The sequence below is a fragment of the Ruminobacter amylophilus genome, from assembly GCF_900115655.1.
Taxonomy (GTDB): Bacteria; Pseudomonadota; Gammaproteobacteria; order Enterobacterales; family Succinivibrionaceae; genus Ruminobacter; species Ruminobacter amylophilus.
Map to the genome: position 1 here is coordinate 24389 of NZ_FOXF01000006.1, position 16950 is coordinate 41338.

A 16950-nucleotide genomic window follows, 5' to 3' on the forward strand; every position below is an offset into this window, starting at 1 on the left:
TTACTGTCTTTCAGTCCGGTCATGCCTGCGGAAATTAAGGTAAATATCTCAGTAAATGTTATCAGAGTAAAAAGTCTTTTGTCTGACTCGTGTTTTGCCTGTAACATTAAAGAATGTGTTTACCTCGGTTTTAAATATATGTAGAAATTCAGAATCAGGAGACGGAAGGTGAGTCCTGCCGTTATTCCTTACGGATGACATCGGAAGATATTTATGAATGACATTATTGAAAATGAAGTTGAAAGCAAGAAGTTCCACAAAGAGAATTTTCCCGAAGATGTAGAAGCTGAAATTGTCAGTGAACTTGAAACAATTAATGATGTTGTTCGTTATGTTACCAGTTATCTGATCGAAAACAACGTGTATCTGGGGCATGGTACAGAAAGCTACTGGGACGAGGCTCTTTATCTCGTTCTCTGCCTTATCAATCTGGATCCGCCGGGAGATCCTGAAACAATGAATGCCAAGCTTACCGACAGGGAAAAGAGAAACATCGCCAGAGCCCTGACCATCAGAGTAAGAGACAGAGTACCTACCGCTTATCTTACAAACAGAGCCTGGTTCTGCGGTATTGAATTTTATGTCGACGAGAGAGTAATCATTCCTCGTTCTCCGATTGGCGAACTGATTAACAATTCATTCGCACCATATCTCAAAAAGACTCCTTCACGCATTCTTGACCTGTGCACCGGTTCAGGCTGCATTGCTCTCGCCTGCGCCAACAAGTTCAACGGTGATACCACCATTGACGCCGTTGACATCAGTGAAGACGCTCTTGATGTCTGCATGAGAAACATATACAACTACGGACTTGAAGACGTGGTAATTCCAATCAAGAGTGATCTCTTTGATTCTCTTAATGAACAGGACAAGTATGATTTAATCGTATGCAATCCTCCTTATGTCGACGCCGCTGACATGGAAGACATGCCTGAGGAATATCATGCTGAACCGGAACTTGCACTGGCTGCCGGTGATGACGGTCTTGATCTTGTTAAGGTTATTCTGGCAGAAGCTTCTTATTATCTGTCAGATGACGGTGTTATTTTTGTGGAAGTCGGCAACAGTCGTCTGGCACTTGAAGAGGAATTCCCTGAAGTGCAGTTCAACTGGGTGGAATTTAAGAACGGTGGTGACGGCGTGTTCGTCATGACCTATGATGATTTAATTGAATATGCTCCATATTTTGAGCAGTACAGGAGAGAAGAATAATGGCAGGCAATACCTTTGGTAAACTGTTTACCGTAACTACCTGTGGTGAAAGTCACGGTCTGGCCCTTGCGGCAATCGTGGACGGCTGTCCTCCGGGGCTTGAACTGTCTGAGGCGGATCTTCAGGCGGATCTTGACAGAAGACGTCCGGGAACCTCCAAGTTCACCACTTTAAGAAGGGAACCTGACCAGGTAAAGATTATCTCAGGCGTATTCGAAGGAAAGACTACCGGTACTCCTATCGGGCTGGTAATTGAAAACGTTGACCAGCATTCTTCCGACTATACTGCCATTTCCCAGATGTTCAGACCGGGACATGCGGATTATACATATCTGCAGAAGTACGGTATCAGGGATTATCGCGGCGGCGGAAGATCTTCTGCCCGTGAAACTGCAATGCGCGTGGCCGCAGGTGCCATTGCCAAGAAATACCTCAAGGAAAAGCTTGGCATCGAAATCAAGGGCTATACCACTGCCATCGGTCCGGTTAAGGCGGAAAAGTGCATTGTAGACGAAAGGGAAAACAATGAATTCTTTTTCTGCGATCCTGACAAGACCGAAGCAGTCAGAGAGTTTATGTGTGATCTGCTGAAGGAGCATGATTCCATCGGCGCTTCAGTTGAAGTTGTGGCAACCGGTGTTCCGGTAGGTCTCGGCGAACCTGTTTTTGATCGTCTTGATGCTGAAATCGCCTATGCGATGATGGGCATCAATGCCGTGAAGGGCGTTGAAATCGGCGACGGCATGGCCGTAGCTTCACAGAAGGGCTCTTATCACCGTGACGTGCTTACTCCTGACGGATTTACCACCAATCATGCCGGCGGCATCCTTGGCGGTATCAGCACAGGTCAGGATATTGTGGTTAAAATAGCTCTTAAGCCTACTTCAAGCATCACTATTCCTGGTAAGACCATAAATCTGCAGGGCGAGGTAACCGACGTTGTTACCAAGGGCAGACATGACCCTTGCGTAGGCATCAGAGCCGTACCTATTGCCGAAGCGATGCTGGCTCTTACTCTTATGGATCATTTCCTGCGCAACCGCGCACAGTGTGCCGATGTTGTCTGCAGTACTCCAAAAATCGCTTAATATCTGATTTGGCGTTTTCATAAAACAGAGCCGGGCGACAGTGCCGGCTCTGTTTTTTTGTATTGGTTTTCCGAACATCCGCGGTTATCTGTGTACTACCGCCGCTAAAGGCTTTCTGCAGGACGCATCAACCTCGGTTTTCATATGATGCTCCGTCTGTGGTTTATCTTACATTCCGTAAAAATCGAGGTGACATCATATGTGGAACATCTACTCGGTGGGAGACAGCTCTTTTCTGGCCTCAGTGCTTCGCGCTTCGGCACTGTTCTTTAGCAGCAGTATTCCGAATACTCTGGCCGGAATAGGTCTTATCATAGGTGTGCTGTATCAGGGATTCAGGGGAAGCATGTCAGGTGACGGGATTTCTTTCGGCAGAATTCTAATGACAGCGCTGCTGTATCTTACCATGATGGTTCCCAAAACAAGTGTAAATATTGAGGACTGTTATACCGGTCAGTCGGTTAACGTATCCGGTGTTCCCCTGGGACCTGCCGTTTCAGCATCGGTTATTTCCACCATGGGATACGGAGTGTCAAAATACGTCAGAACAGCCTTCTCCGGTACGGACGGATCGGATAACGGTTTTGCCTCTGCCATTGTGATTATGAATGACCTGCGCCGGAAAACTTCTGAAATCTCCGTACTTTCGACGGTGAACGGAGCAGGAGGAGGAAATTTTGAAAAATCATGGACAAACTATTTCAGGGAATGCACTCATACAGGCATTGATCTGGGAACATTCAGCGAGGATTATATTTTCAGTGCCGAAGACATTGTAAGAGAATCGGTTTTTTCATCATCAACCTACGGTACCCTGATAAATACGGATGGTCATGATGAACTGCTTACATGCAGTGAAGCTCATGGAAAACTGGTATCTTATACGAAGGGAGTTTTCTCCGAGGCTCTTTTCAGTGCATTTGAAGATTCTTTCGTCAGGGAAAACGCCGGATTCAGAGACGGCAGAAGCTATAGGGAAACGGTAAACAGTGCCGTAAGCTCCCTTGGTCTAATCAATACCGGAATGGAGGATTATGTTCTTTCATCCGTCCTGCTCCCCGTGTATGTCAGGGCAGCCAAAAGCAAATATCTGGATGAACATGCCCTGGGCTCCGCTCTGACACTGAATCAGACCGTAAACAGCATCAGTACTGCATCATCCCTGAAGCAGAGTCTGTTTTTTACCATGCTTCGGCCGCTGATGACCTTTTTTGAGTCTCTGCTGTTTATGCTGACTCCGTTCATGCCGCTGATTCTCATGGGAACCGACAACGGACTGAAGCTTGTGGCCAGATATCTCGGAGTAACCGTATGGGTGGAACTGTGGCAGCCTCTTCTTATTCTGGTAAATTTCTATCTGACATATGCTGCTTCAGGAAGTTTTTCCGAAATGCAGATTCCTCCTCAGAGTTTTAACGGAATCATAAGTATCAGTCACCGGCTGGAATCCTATATCGCTCTCGGAGGCTATCTTTCCGCTTCGGTTCCGGCTCTCGCCATGCTTGTTCTTTACGGCAGTGTTTCCGCGGTGAACTCCATTGCCGGAACCGGCGGGAGCTTTACGGGGACTTCGTCCGATAAAACGCCTTACCCGACACTCGAACAGAAACAGGCCGTGGTAAGTCACGGTTCACTGTTTTCAGGAGCTCCTCTTACAGGCATCAGCAAAACCGGAGCAGTGTCCATGATGCCTTCCGTTTCTCTTAAGGAAGGTTTTCGGGAAGCTTTGTCCAATGCTGAAAGTGAAGCAAGAAGCGCGGAGGAAAGCTTCGGAAGAATGCTTCGTGAAAGCAGTTCCGTTTCTTCAAGTCAGGGGATTACCCATAACAGTCTGGAATCGATGGGGAAAAGACTGTCCAGCGGAAGTTCGGAATCATATTCCATGGTTAACGGTCTTGCCAGAAGCATTAGTGCAAGCACGGGGCTCAGCAGTACTGACGAGTCATCTCTGAGAGGTGCCATAGGAATGATTCTGAGCGGAGAAACAGGGCAGAGAAAGGAAAAGGGAATAACGGAGGAGGAAATGATTGATGATGAAACCTGGGAAGTGGTTGACAGACTGGGGGCGAGGGATCGAAAAGATCTGGATCTTGATCTGAATAATGAAAAGGTCGGACTCAGCACCATAGCAGAGGCGGCGGGAGCAAACAGCTCGCGCAGCAGTGTATCTAAACTTCAGAGTGAGCTGTCAAAACTTGCAGCGGATGAATCTCTGCAGGCTCAGTTCAGCAGAACTCTGGCCAGGGACATCAGTACCGGACGGGTTTCATCTGATACATATACTGACAGCGTAGGCAGATCGGGCGAATTAAGCAGATCCGCAAGCAGGGCGGCAAGCAGGAGGGAGGAGGTGAACAGACTGAAATCAGCGGAATCATCATTAAGCGGCGGCTATACGTTTGATGGCATTTCGGCATCAAGAGCCGTGCTGCAGAGTCCGAAGGCATATAATCGTCTGACCGAGGAAATGAGGAATAATTACGCTCTGACATCAAGAGCCAATCAGCTGCGTCCTTTAATGGAAAGTGTCCTTCCTGATTCCGAACAGGCGAAAATCGCCGGAGGTCTGAGAGCTCTGATGGAAAAGAATCCGTTAAAGGCGTTGGAAATAATCAGGGATGCCTATGACGTCAGGGGAAAGGATTCATCCGGGATGAGCGTCCGCGACCTTTCCGGTTCGGATAACGGAATATTTCATGGCGGTGCAGAGATTAACGGAACTCGGGATTTTTCCCGTCTCTCCGATACCGAACGGCTGAAAAGTAATGAGTCTGATGATATCAGCAGTGAGACCGGGTATTATTCCGACTTTCTGAAAAACCGCAGTCGTGTTCATGAGGCGTATGAAGGAGCGGCTCCGAAAGATGTTTCAGCAGATAGATAGCCGTTCACAATAACGGCTTTACCAAAAAAGGCCGTGTGGTTTGGTGTTGTGTATGGATTTATGATTTTCAGTAATTTTTTACCAAAATCAGTTGCATTCTGTGAAAATAGGTATAAAATTGTTCTTCACATTTAAAGAAAGATATGGAAAACAATGATTGTTCAGAAAAATCTTTCTATTAATGGTATAAGATAATCAAATAATAATATATTTTGTTTTCTGAAAAATATTTATTTTACCGCGGTGATAATAAAAACGGAAAAGTAATACTGTTCATAACAGACGGAGAAAGAAATGAGTAAGAACAAAAAGAAGCAGGGGACTGCTGAAAACATCCCTCAGGTGATTAACTTTGTGTGCCGTTACGACCTGAAATTCAACCATGCCAGAGTCTACGATGACCGCAAGAAGAAGATGAAGGCGGGTTATGCAAAGCACAAGAACAGAATTTCGCCGTGTGACGGCAATGTCCACGGCGATTTTTTTTGCCTTTCTGATTTTCTTTTTTCCCTCCGTTAAATCTCAGTTTCCTCAAATGTTCTTTTCTGTTTTTATCTTTTTTATTTATATATTCAGTTATCAGGTATGATCAGTTTTATCGTGGCTCGTTTCAGTGTTTATACACGATAGTTTTTGAGTTCTTCGACCAGTCGGTCAAGAGCTTCCTTTAAAATGCTTCTAGGGCAGGCAATATTTATTCTTACAAAACCGCTGCCTTCCTCTCCGAAAATATAGCCCTGATTTGCCTGAATGCGGCATCTGACCAGCAGCAGGTTTTCCAGTTCTCTGTTACTGAAACCGTATCTGCTGAAATCAAGCCACAGGAAGTATGTACCTTCAGGTTTTTCGGAATGCCATACGTGCGGAAGTTCCTCGTCCAGTCTTTTGTATGCGTAAGCAAAATTCTCCTGAATATATGACAGGGTTTCCCTCAGCCAGTACTTACCGGTTCTGTAGGCTGTTTCGGCGGCGATGGTCTGAATAAAACCCGGACCGTGACCCTGCTGTCCAAGCTTTTCCACCGTTTCCAGAAATCTTTTTCTTACCAGCGTGTCCTTTATGAAGATGTTTGCGGAGGCGAGACCCGCCAGGTTGAACGTCTTGCTGGTGGAGGTGCAGACGATAAGATGTCTGCTGAGTTCCTCATTGTTAAGATTCAGGGTGGAGGTAAATTCTGTCGGCTTAAAGACAATATCGGAATGAATCTCATCAGCCACTATGAACACTCTGTATCTGAGGCAGATATCGGTGAGTCTCTGAAGTTCTTCCCTGGAGAACACTCGTCCTGTCGGATTCTGGGGGTTGCAGAGAACAAAAAGTTCCGGTCTCTGTTCCCGAATAACCTTCTCAAAGCCCACGAAATCTATTTCGTAGCGGTTGTTCTTTCGCACAAGCGGACTTTTAAGCAGAGTTCTGCCGGTAGAGGCTATGGCCTTAAAAAAAGGATGATACACAGGTGTCTGAAGCAGAACGTTTGCTCTCGGTCTGGTAAAAGCGTATATGGCAGCGTTTATTGCAGGAATAACGCCGGTAAAAGGAATGATTTCACGACTCAGCAGACTGTGGTGAAATCTGTTTTTAAACCAGTCGGCCACGGCTTCCTTGTAGCTTTCAGGAATATACGAATATCCGTAGATTCCGGTGGAGATTCTTTTCTGAAGAGCTTCCTTTACCGTCGGCACGGTCTCGAAATCCATGTCCGCTATCCATAAAGGGAGAAGCTTTCTGGTATCACCATTACGGTCGGCCAGACTTCTCTGCCATTTAAGTGAAAGAATGTCGTCAAAAACTGGAAGCCTGTCGCGGATGTTTCCATTGACTCCGGTATAGGAATACCCGTTTTCATACAGCGGATAGGTAACGTCACTGAGACTGTTCTGCTGATTATTTTCAGAAATCATGTTTATCTCCTTACGGTCGTGAATTCCGGCAGTTTATTGTTATATTAAGTATCAGGCCGGTGTTTATTGTTTAGCTGTTTTTTTAATTATCTTAAATCATATCGGTTATGTATGAATTATTGTTGCATTTAAGTCGGCGACTGTCAACCGGAAATTTAAAAAATATTAATATTTGCAGACTGAGCGGCGAAAATAAGGATGATGGACACTGCGTGTACAGGAAACGGCAGGTTGTTCTGCCGTCTGATTAAACCGAAAATTTCAGATGAATCATGTAGGATTTCAGCTGAACAATTCAATGTCTGCAGGGGTCTGAAAGCTCTGGCGTTACAGAAACTGTCGTATTTTGACCTGAGTCCGGTGATTTTCCATGTATTAGTCGGCTGATTGAAGGAATCTGCATCACAAAACATTTCACTCATGTCGGTTACGCTGGTCGTGTCCCTGCGGTTGATTGACTGGTTGAATTCACTGAATATTTCTTTCATGCTTTCGATACGCGAAGTATCTTTTAGATTTACGTATTCAAGTTTTGGCATTCCGCTAAAGGCACATTCAAGAGAGTGTACCTTGTCTGTTAAGATTATTTCAAAATCCAGTCGTCTGATATAACGGGCTGATTCTCTTTCGGTTTTATAGAATGGATTGGTATAATACCTGGAGGTGCATGAGGTAAAATCGTAATTTATTGTCAAAGATTCAAGACCGTTGCTGCGAATGTTCCGCATAATTCTTTCTTAAACTGATATCTTATAAAACTCACTTGCTGGAGTTTTTAATAAAATCACATATTTGATTCGTCATCTTCACTTGATTGCGATGCCCTGAAGAGAACTATATATATGGAGGCAGAAACATAAGCCGAATCAGGTTGATGCCCGGATAAACATCCTGAAGAAACTGAAGGAAGGACAGTCTTGCATATTACTTGAGCATTCGGACAAAAAAGGAGAAAATATCGATTATATTGCTTGTATTAATTAGTATTTGTGATAGTATTTTCTGAAAATTAACAGATATATTTTTTATTTTTGATTTTAATTGTCGCTGAATAACATGAAAGGCAGAACACATCTGGTGGCAGGGCTGTCAGCTTCCCTGCTGCTGGTTCATCCCGGAGACTGGCAGACCTTTGTGACAGGCATTATCGCCTCCGTCATCGGGGGAACCGTGTCCGACATAGATTCCAGACTTTCCAGGCCTCACGGCAGGGCGACTCTGCTTATAGCTCTGGTATTTCTGGCGGTAATTGCCTTTGTGGTCATAGACGGTGAGTATAACCTTGATCTTTACCGTACCATAACCGGAAACGAACATCTTTCTGATGTTGTTCGCGGAAGCATAGGCTTCGTGCTTATCTGTGCTCTCGGGATGAATATAAAGCACAGGGCTTTCATGCATTCCTTTTTCGGAATGATTTCTCTGTCATTCTGTGTCTTTCTTATTGAACCCCGGGCACTGCCTTTTTTTGAAATAGCTTTTCTGACTCATATATTTCTGGATTTTCTCAACAGCTACGATATTTATTTCTTTTATCCTTTTTCCTTCTGTAAATACTGTCTGAGACTGGCTGAGGATGACGGATTTGCGGATCGTGTTCTGTTTATGCTGTGTACCGCACTCAGCATATGGCTTATGGTTCTCATTCCTGCAGATATTCTGGGACTGTTCAGCTGGCTTGCCAGTGTCAGATAAAATTAAGTTTTCCGTGTCATCATCTGTCCTGAAAGTTCTTTTACGGCTGATTTGATTCAGATTTTTTCTGCACTGGCGGTATAAAAATATTAAATTATCGGTTCTGAATTAATTTATATTCAGACTCATTTGCTAGGATATTTTTTTTATTTATTTGAAAACGGTCAAAAAACAGCCTGTATTATGGGCTTATTTGACAAAAATAGCCGGTTTAATGCTATAGTTAAAGTAGGTTCTTCCTTTAATTCATATGTTTCAGGAAAATAATTTTCAGGAAACGTACTGATAAGGAGTTATTCCTATGAACGAAACAGAAGATCTTTACACTGGTGAAACAGCTGCAGGTGAGTTTGAAGAAAATATCGTTGATATTCGTGGACGCAAGGTTGCCGTTTCAGAAAGAGTACAGAACGTAAAAACGCTTAAGGGAATTCCCGTATGCAGAATTCAGGCCTGGTCAATGTTTTACAAAAGCAGAACCGGGAATGAGATCTACAGCAGGGACGAAGTGCTTGAATGTCTGTACAGCGCCATCGGCTGTCTGAGGTGTGAGGAAAATTATCTTGATCTCAGTGCCGAGCAGGCCAGTGTTCTGGTAAGTGAAGGAGATTTCTTCATTAAAACCAGCAACGGAGAGCATTTTGTGGCCATAGAAAGCTATGAGGATCTGCGTTCCGTACTTAAGCATGCGGTAGGCGGTACCCGTATTGACGAGTTTTTCGAACAGTTCTGTGAAAAGAACATGATTATTGTTGATGACTCTCTGGAAGACAGAATAGATCTTGAACAGCTGGATTTTTCCCTGGCTGCCAACAAATAGTCACTTCCGGTTCCATACATGGGGGAATACTGTTTTTCGTCATGAAAATGATGTGTTCCCTGATTGTTCCGTTATATCCCTACAGTAATGATTTAATGAAGCGAAACACCGTTCAGTAATGAACCGAACGGTGTTCGTGCAGTTATTTATTGTCAGAAAGGGGGCTGTTGTTCACCTTACTATACAGGTGTGTGATTTATTTCAGGCTACCCCGATAGACCCCAAAGCCTGTTATTTATTCAGACTGAAGCTTTTGCACAGCTCCAGAAATTCTTCATGTATTCTGGTGTCCTGATCAAGTTCAGGATGAAATGCCAGACCAATCTGATTTCTGTATTTCACAGCTACGATTTTGTCTTCAAACACGGCTGTGGTCTGAACCTCGTCGCTGTGGCCGGCGGTAATTATAGGAGCTCTGATAAAGGTCATCTTGAAATCCTTCAGATCTCCAACGCTGCCGGTGTATTCAAAGCTGCCGAGCTGTCTGCCGAATGCGTTTCTTTTAACGGCTACAGGCAGGGTTCCAAGATATGGTTTTTCGCCTCCCTCGATTTCCTCTGCCAGAAGAATAAGTCCGGCACAGGTGGCCAGTACCGGGGTACCGGCATTAATCAGATTTCTAAGAGGTTCGGTAATTCCGAGTTCAGCAAGCAGCTTTCCCTGAACAGTGCTTTCGCCGCCTGGAAGCATGAGACCGTCAAACCTGTTTGAGGTGAGATCGCTCAACTGTCTGATTTCAATACACTCCGCTCCCAGCTGCTCAATCATTTTTCTGTGCTCATAAAAGGCGCCCTGAAGTGCGAGTACCCCGATTTTCATGTTACTTACCTCTTTCTTCCATGATGAGCTTGATTTCGGAAGCGTTGATGCCAACCATGGCTTCACCGAGATCTTCTGAAAGTTCGGCAATAAGCTTTGAATCATTGTAGTTGGTTACGGCCTGAACGATGGCTCTTGCTCTCTTTGCGGGATCTCCTGACTTGAAGATACCTGAACCTACGAACACGCCTTCAGCACCGAGCTGCATCATGAGGGCCGCATCGGCAGGAGTTGCCACGCCGCCGGCTGCAAAGTTAACTACAGGAAGCTTCCTGTTGTCATGAACATATTCAACCAGTTCGTAAGGAACCTGAAGCTGCTTGGCCGCTTCGTAAAGTTCGTCGCTGTTTAAGGAACTGATTCTGCGGATTTCTGAATTCATCTTGCGGATGTGTCTTACTGCCTGAACCACGTCACCGGTGCCTGGTTCACCCTTGGTTCTGATCATTGAAGCGCCTTCGTTGATACGACGGAGAGCTTCGCCGAGGTCTCTTGCACCGCACACGAAAGGAACACTGAAATCTCTCTTGTTGATATGGTATACGTCATCAGCAGGAGTAAGAACTTCTGATTCGTCAATATAGTCGATTTCAATGGCTTCAAGAATACGTGCTTCAACAAAATGACCGATACGGCACTTTGCCATAACAGGAATGCTTACGGCTTCCTGAATACCCTTAATCATCTTAGGATCACTCATTCTTGAAACACCGCCTGCGGCTCTGATGTCTGCAGGAATTCTTTCAAGAGCCATAACCGCACACGCACCTGCGGCTTCTGCTATTCTGGCCTGTTCCGGAGTGGTAACGTCCATAATAACGCCACCCTTGAGCATCTGTGCAAGACCTTTGTTAAGACCGTAACGGTTGTTGAAATCATCTTTTCTGCTGTTGTTTACTTCACTCATGTTTATGTACCTCTTAGTTATCAAGTGCTTTAAATGGTACAGGTGAGGTGGTATTATTAAAATGTTCAAATTAATTAAATTTTAGATGCCAGTTTGCTGTAAAATACATCAGTTTTTAAGAATGCGTCACATGAGGATGCCGAGATTCAGGTAAAACCTACAAAATCAGTAGGATACTGATGCCGGCAATGGTAGAATATGTGATGCGGATATAATAAAAAAGAATTTAAGACTTACTTCATATGGTCAGTCTGTTCTGAAAAACATATGACCAGTTTAAGATCATCAGTGTTTGGATAGGTTATGCTTACTTACGATTATACCGATATAGATGTTCCTTTATACGAATACGTGTATACGCGTATCAAGGAGGACATTCAGAACGGAACTCTTCCGGCGGGGACTAAACTTCCGTCAAAAAGGACTTTTGCCAAGAACAACGGCATCAGTACAATTACCATTGAAAATGCCTACGAACAGCTGATGAGTGAAGGCTTTGTCTATGCTCTTCCCAGAAAAGGGTACTTTGTTGCCGATATTTCCATGATACCCTCCAGCCCGAAAAAAGGTTCCGTGTGTCTTGATATAGAGCTTCCCCGGAACAAAGACCGGGAACATACGGAGGTTGATCTGTCTGATAACAGTACCAATCCTGATAATTTCCCTTTTTCCGTATGGAGCAGGGTAATGCGGGAGGTGATCACACATAAGTACGATGTGCTGATGAAACCTTCTCTTACCGGCGGGGTGCCGGAACTTCGTGCCGCCATATCCGAATACCTGAAATCATTCAGAGGCATGCTGGTGGATCCGAATCAGATTATCGTGGGTGCCGGTACCGAGTATCTGTACACTCTGCTGATTCAGCTTATGTGCAGAAATAAGAAAATCTGTCTGGAAAACCCCGGGTACAACAAGTCTGAAAAGATTTATACCAATAACGGTGTTTCCTGCTGTCATGCTGGAATGGACAAGGAGGGACTTATAATAGATGAACTGCGTAAAAGCGGGGCGGACATTGTTCATGTAAGCCCGACACATCATTTTCCGACAGGCGTGACCATGCCTGTAAGCAGAAGATATGAACTGCTTTCCTGGGCAAATGAAAAGGCGGAACGTTACATCATCGAGGATGATTATGACAGCGAATTCAGAATCAACGGCAGACCGATACCTCCTCTAATCAGTCTGGACGGCTGCGAGAAGGTTATCTATATAAACACTTTTTCCAAAACACTGGCATCGACCATACGTATCAGCTACATGATTCTTCCGAAAAAACTGGCTAATCTTTTTTACAGAAACCTTTCATTCTATTCCTGTACCGTATCGAACTTTGAACAGTACGCTCTTGCCGGTTTTATCAGCGGGCAGTTTTTTGAAAAGCATATAAACAGAATGAGACTTCTGTACTCCAGAGTTCATCGTGATGTCGTATCCTGCATCAGAAAACATCCTGTATCAGAAAGCTGTGAAATTATTGAAAATGACAGCGGTCTGCATTTTCTGCTGAGAATCCGTACGCAGCTTGGAGACAGAGAAATGAAGCAGAGACTAAATCGGAAGGGGATAAATATAAATGCCCTGTCTGAATATTTCTGTGAAGGTGTAACCAGGGATCTGCATCTGTTTCTGGTAAATTACTCCAATCTGACTACTGATAAAATCAATAAAGCTCTAGATGCCATATATCAGGTTCTGACGGAAAAAACAGAAGAGTAGTGTTCCAATTTCCTTAAATATCTTACGGACTAATGGATATTATTGGAGAGGTGTTTTCTGTCAGCCGATAACTGACATAATCCGGAAAGAACAGACATTCCTGTGATTCTGCAGGTAATTACGGTGGAGTGCTCTTTTTCTGCACAAAAAGAAAGTTTAATTCAATTTATTGGTAAATTCAGTCGTGATGAGGCTCCCGCAATTATCACGATATAATGAACAGGATAAGAATAATTATCAAAAAATCAAATAAACATCCCACTGTAGCCTCCTGTGTTTCAATCTTCCTGACGAGTGGCGTGCTATGCAGCAGTACGCTCCCGGAATCTTAGAGAACGGAGATGAGGCAGGTTCTTTTTCCCTAACCTCTGTTCTGATATTTTTAAGTTACCATATAAAAAATATTCACGCAACCGAAAAAACTTTAAAAACAAAGGCTTTTCACAAATCCTAATCTCCACTGTTTTTCGGTATTTTTGCGGTTGAAAAAAATATTTAATCAAAAATGTCTGATAATCGTGTTATTAAGGTAAAAATGACAGAAGAAACACATTATTCAGGGTATACCTGCAAAGATTGTTTTCTGATAAATAATATGAAATCAAGGGATTTAAAAGAAGATCTGAAATCTAATGGCGGTGAGGAAGGGATTTGAACCCTTGATACGCTATGAACGTATACACGCTTTCCAGGCGTGCTCCTTCAGCCACTCGGACACCTCACCAAAGCACGAGTAATTTTATCTTTTTTTTTCATGATTGCAAGAAAAAAAGTAAAAAACTTCAGCTGATTGTCTGAAAAATGTGTGTTTTGCACGCTTTATAGTCATTCCGTATCTTTTGTGACCGAAAATTTGAGCAGACTTTTTGGTATTGCTAATTTTTTTTTTTTGAAAAAAATTTGTGTTAGGTATTGCTAACGAATATGTGTTGTGTTAGCATAGCGTAACAAAATTTGTTAGGTAATGCTAACATAATTTGATGATTAAGGAGGCAAACAAGAACCTCCGGATAATAATAGACATGTGACTGCATTGGAAAACAGAGTGATGTCTGACTGCTCAAACAGGTCCGGAATCACAGACTGATATTCCGGAATACAATGTAATCATAGGTTAATGAAGCTGTTGAACGTTATTAAAGGACAGTGGTACGAATGTGCTGATGTCGGGCAGGGGATGAATATGTCTGCGATTGAGCCGCAGAAAACAAAAGTTCAGCCTTTTGTCCGAAGGAATGCTGCGAACCGCTGTCGGCTATAAGAGAAAAAAATGATACTTAAAGATATGAAGGTAGGTCAGAGAGGCAGGATAATCAAACTGCATTCAGAGGGAACATACAACCGCCGTCTCTGTGAAATGGGTTTTATCCCCGGAACCGAGTTTACCGTAACACACTGTGCTCCGCTCGGCTCTCCAATGGCAATTGCCGTTAGAGGTTATGAAATAATTGTAGGTATTGATGATGCCCGAAAGGTTGAAGTGGAGACAATATAAATGAAAGAATTTCGTGGATGCTGTGCTACCGGTTCAGACAGAGTTTCCGGAAGTATTTCGCCAAAGACTCAGGAAAAGAAGGCCGACCTGAGACATATCATGCTTGCAGGTAACCCTAACTGCGGTAAAAGTACTCTGTTCAACCGTCTCTGTAATCTGCATGTCCGTACAGGTAATTATCCTGGTGTAACCGTAACCCGTCACGTCGGTTCATACGGTGACGACATTCAGCTTATAGATCTTCCCGGCATATATTCATTAAGCAGCGCCTCAACAGATGAACTTGTTGCAAGTCTTGAACTGCTGGATAATGATGCCGAACTTATCATCAACGTCATTGACGCCACATCTCTGGAAAGAAGTCTTTATCTCACCCTTGAGCTGAAGATGCTCGGTGTACCTATGATGATCGTCCTGAACATGTGGGATGAGGTCAAAAAACGCAATATGTCAATTGACCTCGATAAACTCTCAAAATTCCTGGATGCAGAAATTCTGACCGTCAGTGCCGCCACCGGTGAAGGCATTGATGCTCTTGAAGACTGTATGCGTAATGTGAAGTGGGGACTTGAGGAACCTGAATACCTCGGATCTGACAGAATCGTTTCAGAGCTTCGCAAGGTAGTTGACGTTACTCCGAATCTTTACAAGGGACACAGTCTCTTTTTTGCAAAGAGTGCCGTTATAGGTGATACCTATCCTGAAGCTCTCAACAAAGTGCCTGAATGGTGCGCCGCCGTTGAACAGGCAAGAAATGCCATCGCTAGCGGATACGATTCCGTTTATCATGCCTTTGCCGCAGACAGATACGCCTATATTGATACGATTATCAGTGAATGTGTTTCAGGCGGAAAAGCGGAAACTTCCAAAAAGAAGAAAAGAACCCTTACCGAGGCCGTAGACAATATTGTTCTGGACAGATTCCTGGCTTTCCCTATTTTTATTCTGATTATGTGTGCTGTTTACTATATTTCCGTAAGCTGGCTTGGAAGTATTGCGACAGACTGGGCCAATGATTCACTGTTCGGTGATCAGGTGATTCCTTTTGTAAGGGATTTGCTGAGTTCTCGAGGTGCTTCTGAATGGCTCACCTCTCTCGTCAGTGACGGTGTCGTCGGTGGCGTGGGTGCCGTCCTTGGTTTTGTACCGCAGATGATTATCCTTTTCTTTCTCTTATCTGTTCTCGAGGAATGCGGCTACATGACCAGGGCGGCGTTTATTCTCGACAGAATATTCAATCTGTTCGGTATGAGCGGACGTGCCTTTATTCCATATCTTATCGGTTCTGGCTGCGGTGTTCCGGCTCTGATGACCGCAAGAACACTCGGATCTGAAAGTGAAAGAAGAATAACTCTGCTGACCACTACAATGATTCCGTGCAGCGCCAAGCTTCCGGTTATCATTACCATGGCCGGTGCCGTATTCAATGACACGCTGGTGTTCAATCTTTTCGGTTCAGAGGTAAGACTCTTTGCTCCGGTAATGTATCTGTCAGCTGTGTTTATGGTTATACTGTCAGCCTTTATCCTGAGCAAGTTCGGTCAGTTCAGACATTCAGCCTCCTCTCTGATGCTGGAACTTCCTTCATATCATATTCCGATGCTGAGAGTAATACTTCTCTCCATCTGGCAGCGTGTGAAGGGATATGTGCTGAAGGCGGGCAGGGTAATATTCCCTTGCGTGACAGTTCTGTGGCTGATTTCTCATATCGGTTATGACGGCAACGATAACAAGTTTGTCATGCTGGACGATTCAGATACCGAATCAAGTCTGGTTGCCGATATCGTTAAACCGGTATCTGGAGTGTTTGCTCCTTTGGGATTTGATGACTACAGAGCCTCTGTATCAGTTATAACCGGTCTTATCGCCAAGGAATCCATTATAAGTACCATGGCCGTGTTTGTCGGGGTTGATGAACCTGAGGAACTTGAAGATGATGCTTCATCAGAAGATGTTGCTGAAAATGAAGAACAGCAGAATGCCTTCTATACCGCCATCAGAAACAATATGTTCCATATTGATGAACTCGGTACAAAGGGACTGCTTGGAGCTCTGGCTTTCGTAATATTCAACCTGTTTACCATTCCGTGTGTTGCCGCAGTAGGTGTACTTAAGAAGGAAATAGGCAGTCAGAAGCTCTTCTGGCTTGCAATTGTCTACCAGATCGGTTTAAGCTATGGCGTCGCTCTTGCGGTATACCAGTTCGGACTGCTGTGCATAGGTGAACCGTTTACCTTATGGACAGGTGTTGCGATTGCTTTGCTGCTGGTGATTGCCTATATACTCTTTATCAAGAAGGCTCCACAGACTCAAGAAGCAATCAGTTTTGAGTTTATTAAGGAATAATTCCTTAGAGACGCTGTTCAGTAAGCAGTAATTTTGAAAAGAAGAACCTCTTTGGAGGTTC

At 44.1% G+C, this 16950-nt stretch carries 13 protein-coding genes and 1 tRNA gene; 9 read left to right on the top strand and 5 right to left on the bottom strand.

Annotation, left to right across the window (positions count from 1 at the left end):
- The first annotated feature begins 213 nt into the window (after nucleotides 1–213).
- The 4 genes from prmB (at nucleotide 214) to BMY80_RS02795 (ending at nucleotide 5703) form a co-directional block, all read left to right on the top strand.
- Nucleotides 214–1212 carry a 50S ribosomal protein L3 N(5)-glutamine methyltransferase gene (gene prmB / locus BMY80_RS02780; protein ID WP_093140696.1) on the top strand — a complete coding sequence of 333 codons (999 nt, stop codon included), beginning with the start codon at nucleotides 214–216 and terminating at the stop codon, nucleotides 1210–1212.
- Entirely contained in the window at nucleotides 1212–2300 is a 1089-nt protein-coding gene (aroC, locus tag BMY80_RS02785; protein ID WP_031578056.1) for a chorismate synthase, read from the top strand. Before prmB ends, aroC begins: the two co-directional genes overlap by 1 nt.
- Nucleotides 2301–2499: 199 nt before the next feature.
- Complete coding sequence (locus BMY80_RS02790; RefSeq protein WP_093140698.1) at nucleotides 2500–5184, top strand: conjugal transfer protein TraG N-terminal domain-containing protein; 2685 nt, start codon at nucleotides 2500–2502, stop codon at nucleotides 5182–5184.
- A 294-nt stretch (nucleotides 5185–5478) separates the two neighbouring features.
- Nucleotides 5479–5703: a hypothetical protein gene (locus BMY80_RS02795; protein ID WP_093140701.1), complete on the top strand. Its 225-nt coding sequence runs from the start codon at nucleotides 5479–5481 to the stop codon at nucleotides 5701–5703.
- Between the two features lie 98 nt (nucleotides 5704–5801).
- Here the strand turns inward: BMY80_RS02795 and BMY80_RS02800 are convergent, their stop codons facing one another.
- A complete protein-coding gene (locus tag BMY80_RS02800) occupies nucleotides 5802–7085 on the bottom strand; it encodes a MalY/PatB family protein (protein ID WP_093140703.1) in 1284 nt (427 codons plus the stop codon).
- A gap of 155 nt (nucleotides 7086–7240) precedes the next feature.
- Entirely contained in the window at nucleotides 7241–7813 is a 573-nt protein-coding gene (locus tag BMY80_RS02805) for a BspA family leucine-rich repeat surface protein (protein WP_093140706.1), read from the bottom strand.
- Between the two features lie 328 nt (nucleotides 7814–8141).
- On the opposite strand from BMY80_RS02805, the gene BMY80_RS02810 reads away from it, so the two are divergent.
- Entirely contained in the window at nucleotides 8142–8780 is a 639-nt protein-coding gene (locus BMY80_RS02810) for a metal-dependent hydrolase (protein WP_031578051.1), read from the top strand.
- A gap of 301 nt (nucleotides 8781–9081) precedes the next feature.
- A complete protein-coding gene (locus BMY80_RS02815) occupies nucleotides 9082–9600 on the top strand; it encodes a hypothetical protein (RefSeq protein WP_093140708.1) in 519 nt (172 codons plus the stop codon).
- 231 nt (nucleotides 9601–9831) lie between these two features.
- On the opposite strand, the gene pdxT is transcribed toward BMY80_RS02815, so the two are convergent.
- Complete coding sequence (gene pdxT, locus BMY80_RS02820) at nucleotides 9832–10419, bottom strand: pyridoxal 5'-phosphate synthase glutaminase subunit PdxT (protein WP_031578049.1); 588 nt, start codon at nucleotides 10417–10419, stop codon at nucleotides 9832–9834.
- A 1-nt stretch (nucleotide 10420) separates the two neighbouring features.
- Entirely contained in the window at nucleotides 10421–11326 is a 906-nt protein-coding gene (gene pdxS / locus BMY80_RS02825; RefSeq protein ID WP_093140711.1) for a pyridoxal 5'-phosphate synthase lyase subunit PdxS, read from the bottom strand.
- A 303-nt stretch (nucleotides 11327–11629) separates the two neighbouring features.
- On the opposite strand from pdxS, the gene pdxR reads away from it, so the two are divergent.
- The gene (gene pdxR, locus BMY80_RS02830; RefSeq protein ID WP_093140713.1) at nucleotides 11630–13048 is read left to right on the top strand and encodes a MocR-like pyridoxine biosynthesis transcription factor PdxR; all 1419 of its coding nucleotides are present in this window, start codon (nucleotides 11630–11632) and stop codon (nucleotides 13046–13048) included.
- A 633-nt stretch (nucleotides 13049–13681) separates the two neighbouring features.
- Here pdxR and BMY80_RS02835 read toward each other — a convergent pair.
- Nucleotides 13682–13772, bottom strand: a tRNA-Ser gene (locus tag BMY80_RS02835).
- 546 nt (nucleotides 13773–14318) lie between these two features.
- Between BMY80_RS02835 and BMY80_RS02840 the strand changes: the two genes are divergently transcribed.
- On the top strand, nucleotides 14319–14543 hold the full coding sequence (locus BMY80_RS02840) for a FeoA family protein (protein ID WP_031578046.1): 225 nt from the start codon (nucleotides 14319–14321) through the stop codon (nucleotides 14541–14543).
- Nucleotides 14544–16889, top strand: a complete 2346-nt coding sequence (gene feoB / locus BMY80_RS02845; protein ID WP_093140716.1) for a ferrous iron transport protein B — start codon at nucleotides 14544–14546, stop codon at nucleotides 16887–16889.
- Nucleotides 16890–16950 lie beyond the last annotated feature (61 nt).

Excerpts from the sequence above, each read along its gene's own strand:
- prmB (WP_093140696.1), top strand. The coding sequence starts at position 214 with ATGAATGACATTATTGAAAATGAAGTTGAAAGCAAGAAGTTCCACAAA.
- aroC (WP_031578056.1), top strand. The coding sequence starts at position 1,212 with ATGGCAGGCAATACCTTTGGTAAACTGTTTACCGTAACTACCTGTGGT.
- BMY80_RS02790 (WP_093140698.1), top strand. The coding sequence starts at position 2,500 with ATGTGGAACATCTACTCGGTGGGAGACAGCTCTTTTCTGGCCTCAGTG.
- BMY80_RS02795 (WP_093140701.1), top strand. The coding sequence starts at position 5,479 with ATGAGTAAGAACAAAAAGAAGCAGGGGACTGCTGAAAACATCCCTCAG.
- BMY80_RS02800 (WP_093140703.1), bottom strand. The coding sequence starts at position 7,085 with ATGATTTCTGAAAATAATCAGCAGAACAGTCTCAGTGACGTTACCTAT.
- BMY80_RS02805 (WP_093140706.1), bottom strand. The coding sequence starts at position 7,813 with ATGCGGAACATTCGCAGCAACGGTCTTGAATCTTTGACAATAAATTAC.
- BMY80_RS02810 (WP_031578051.1), top strand. The coding sequence starts at position 8,142 with ATGAAAGGCAGAACACATCTGGTGGCAGGGCTGTCAGCTTCCCTGCTG.
- BMY80_RS02815 (WP_093140708.1), top strand. The coding sequence starts at position 9,082 with ATGAACGAAACAGAAGATCTTTACACTGGTGAAACAGCTGCAGGTGAG.
- pdxT (WP_031578049.1), bottom strand. The coding sequence starts at position 10,419 with ATGAAAATCGGGGTACTCGCACTTCAGGGCGCCTTTTATGAGCACAGA.
- pdxS (WP_093140711.1), bottom strand. The coding sequence starts at position 11,326 with ATGAGTGAAGTAAACAACAGCAGAAAAGATGATTTCAACAACCGTTAC.
- pdxR (WP_093140713.1), top strand. The coding sequence starts at position 11,630 with ATGCTTACTTACGATTATACCGATATAGATGTTCCTTTATACGAATAC.
- BMY80_RS02840 (WP_031578046.1), top strand. The coding sequence starts at position 14,319 with ATGATACTTAAAGATATGAAGGTAGGTCAGAGAGGCAGGATAATCAAA.
- feoB (WP_093140716.1), top strand. The coding sequence starts at position 14,544 with ATGAAAGAATTTCGTGGATGCTGTGCTACCGGTTCAGACAGAGTTTCC.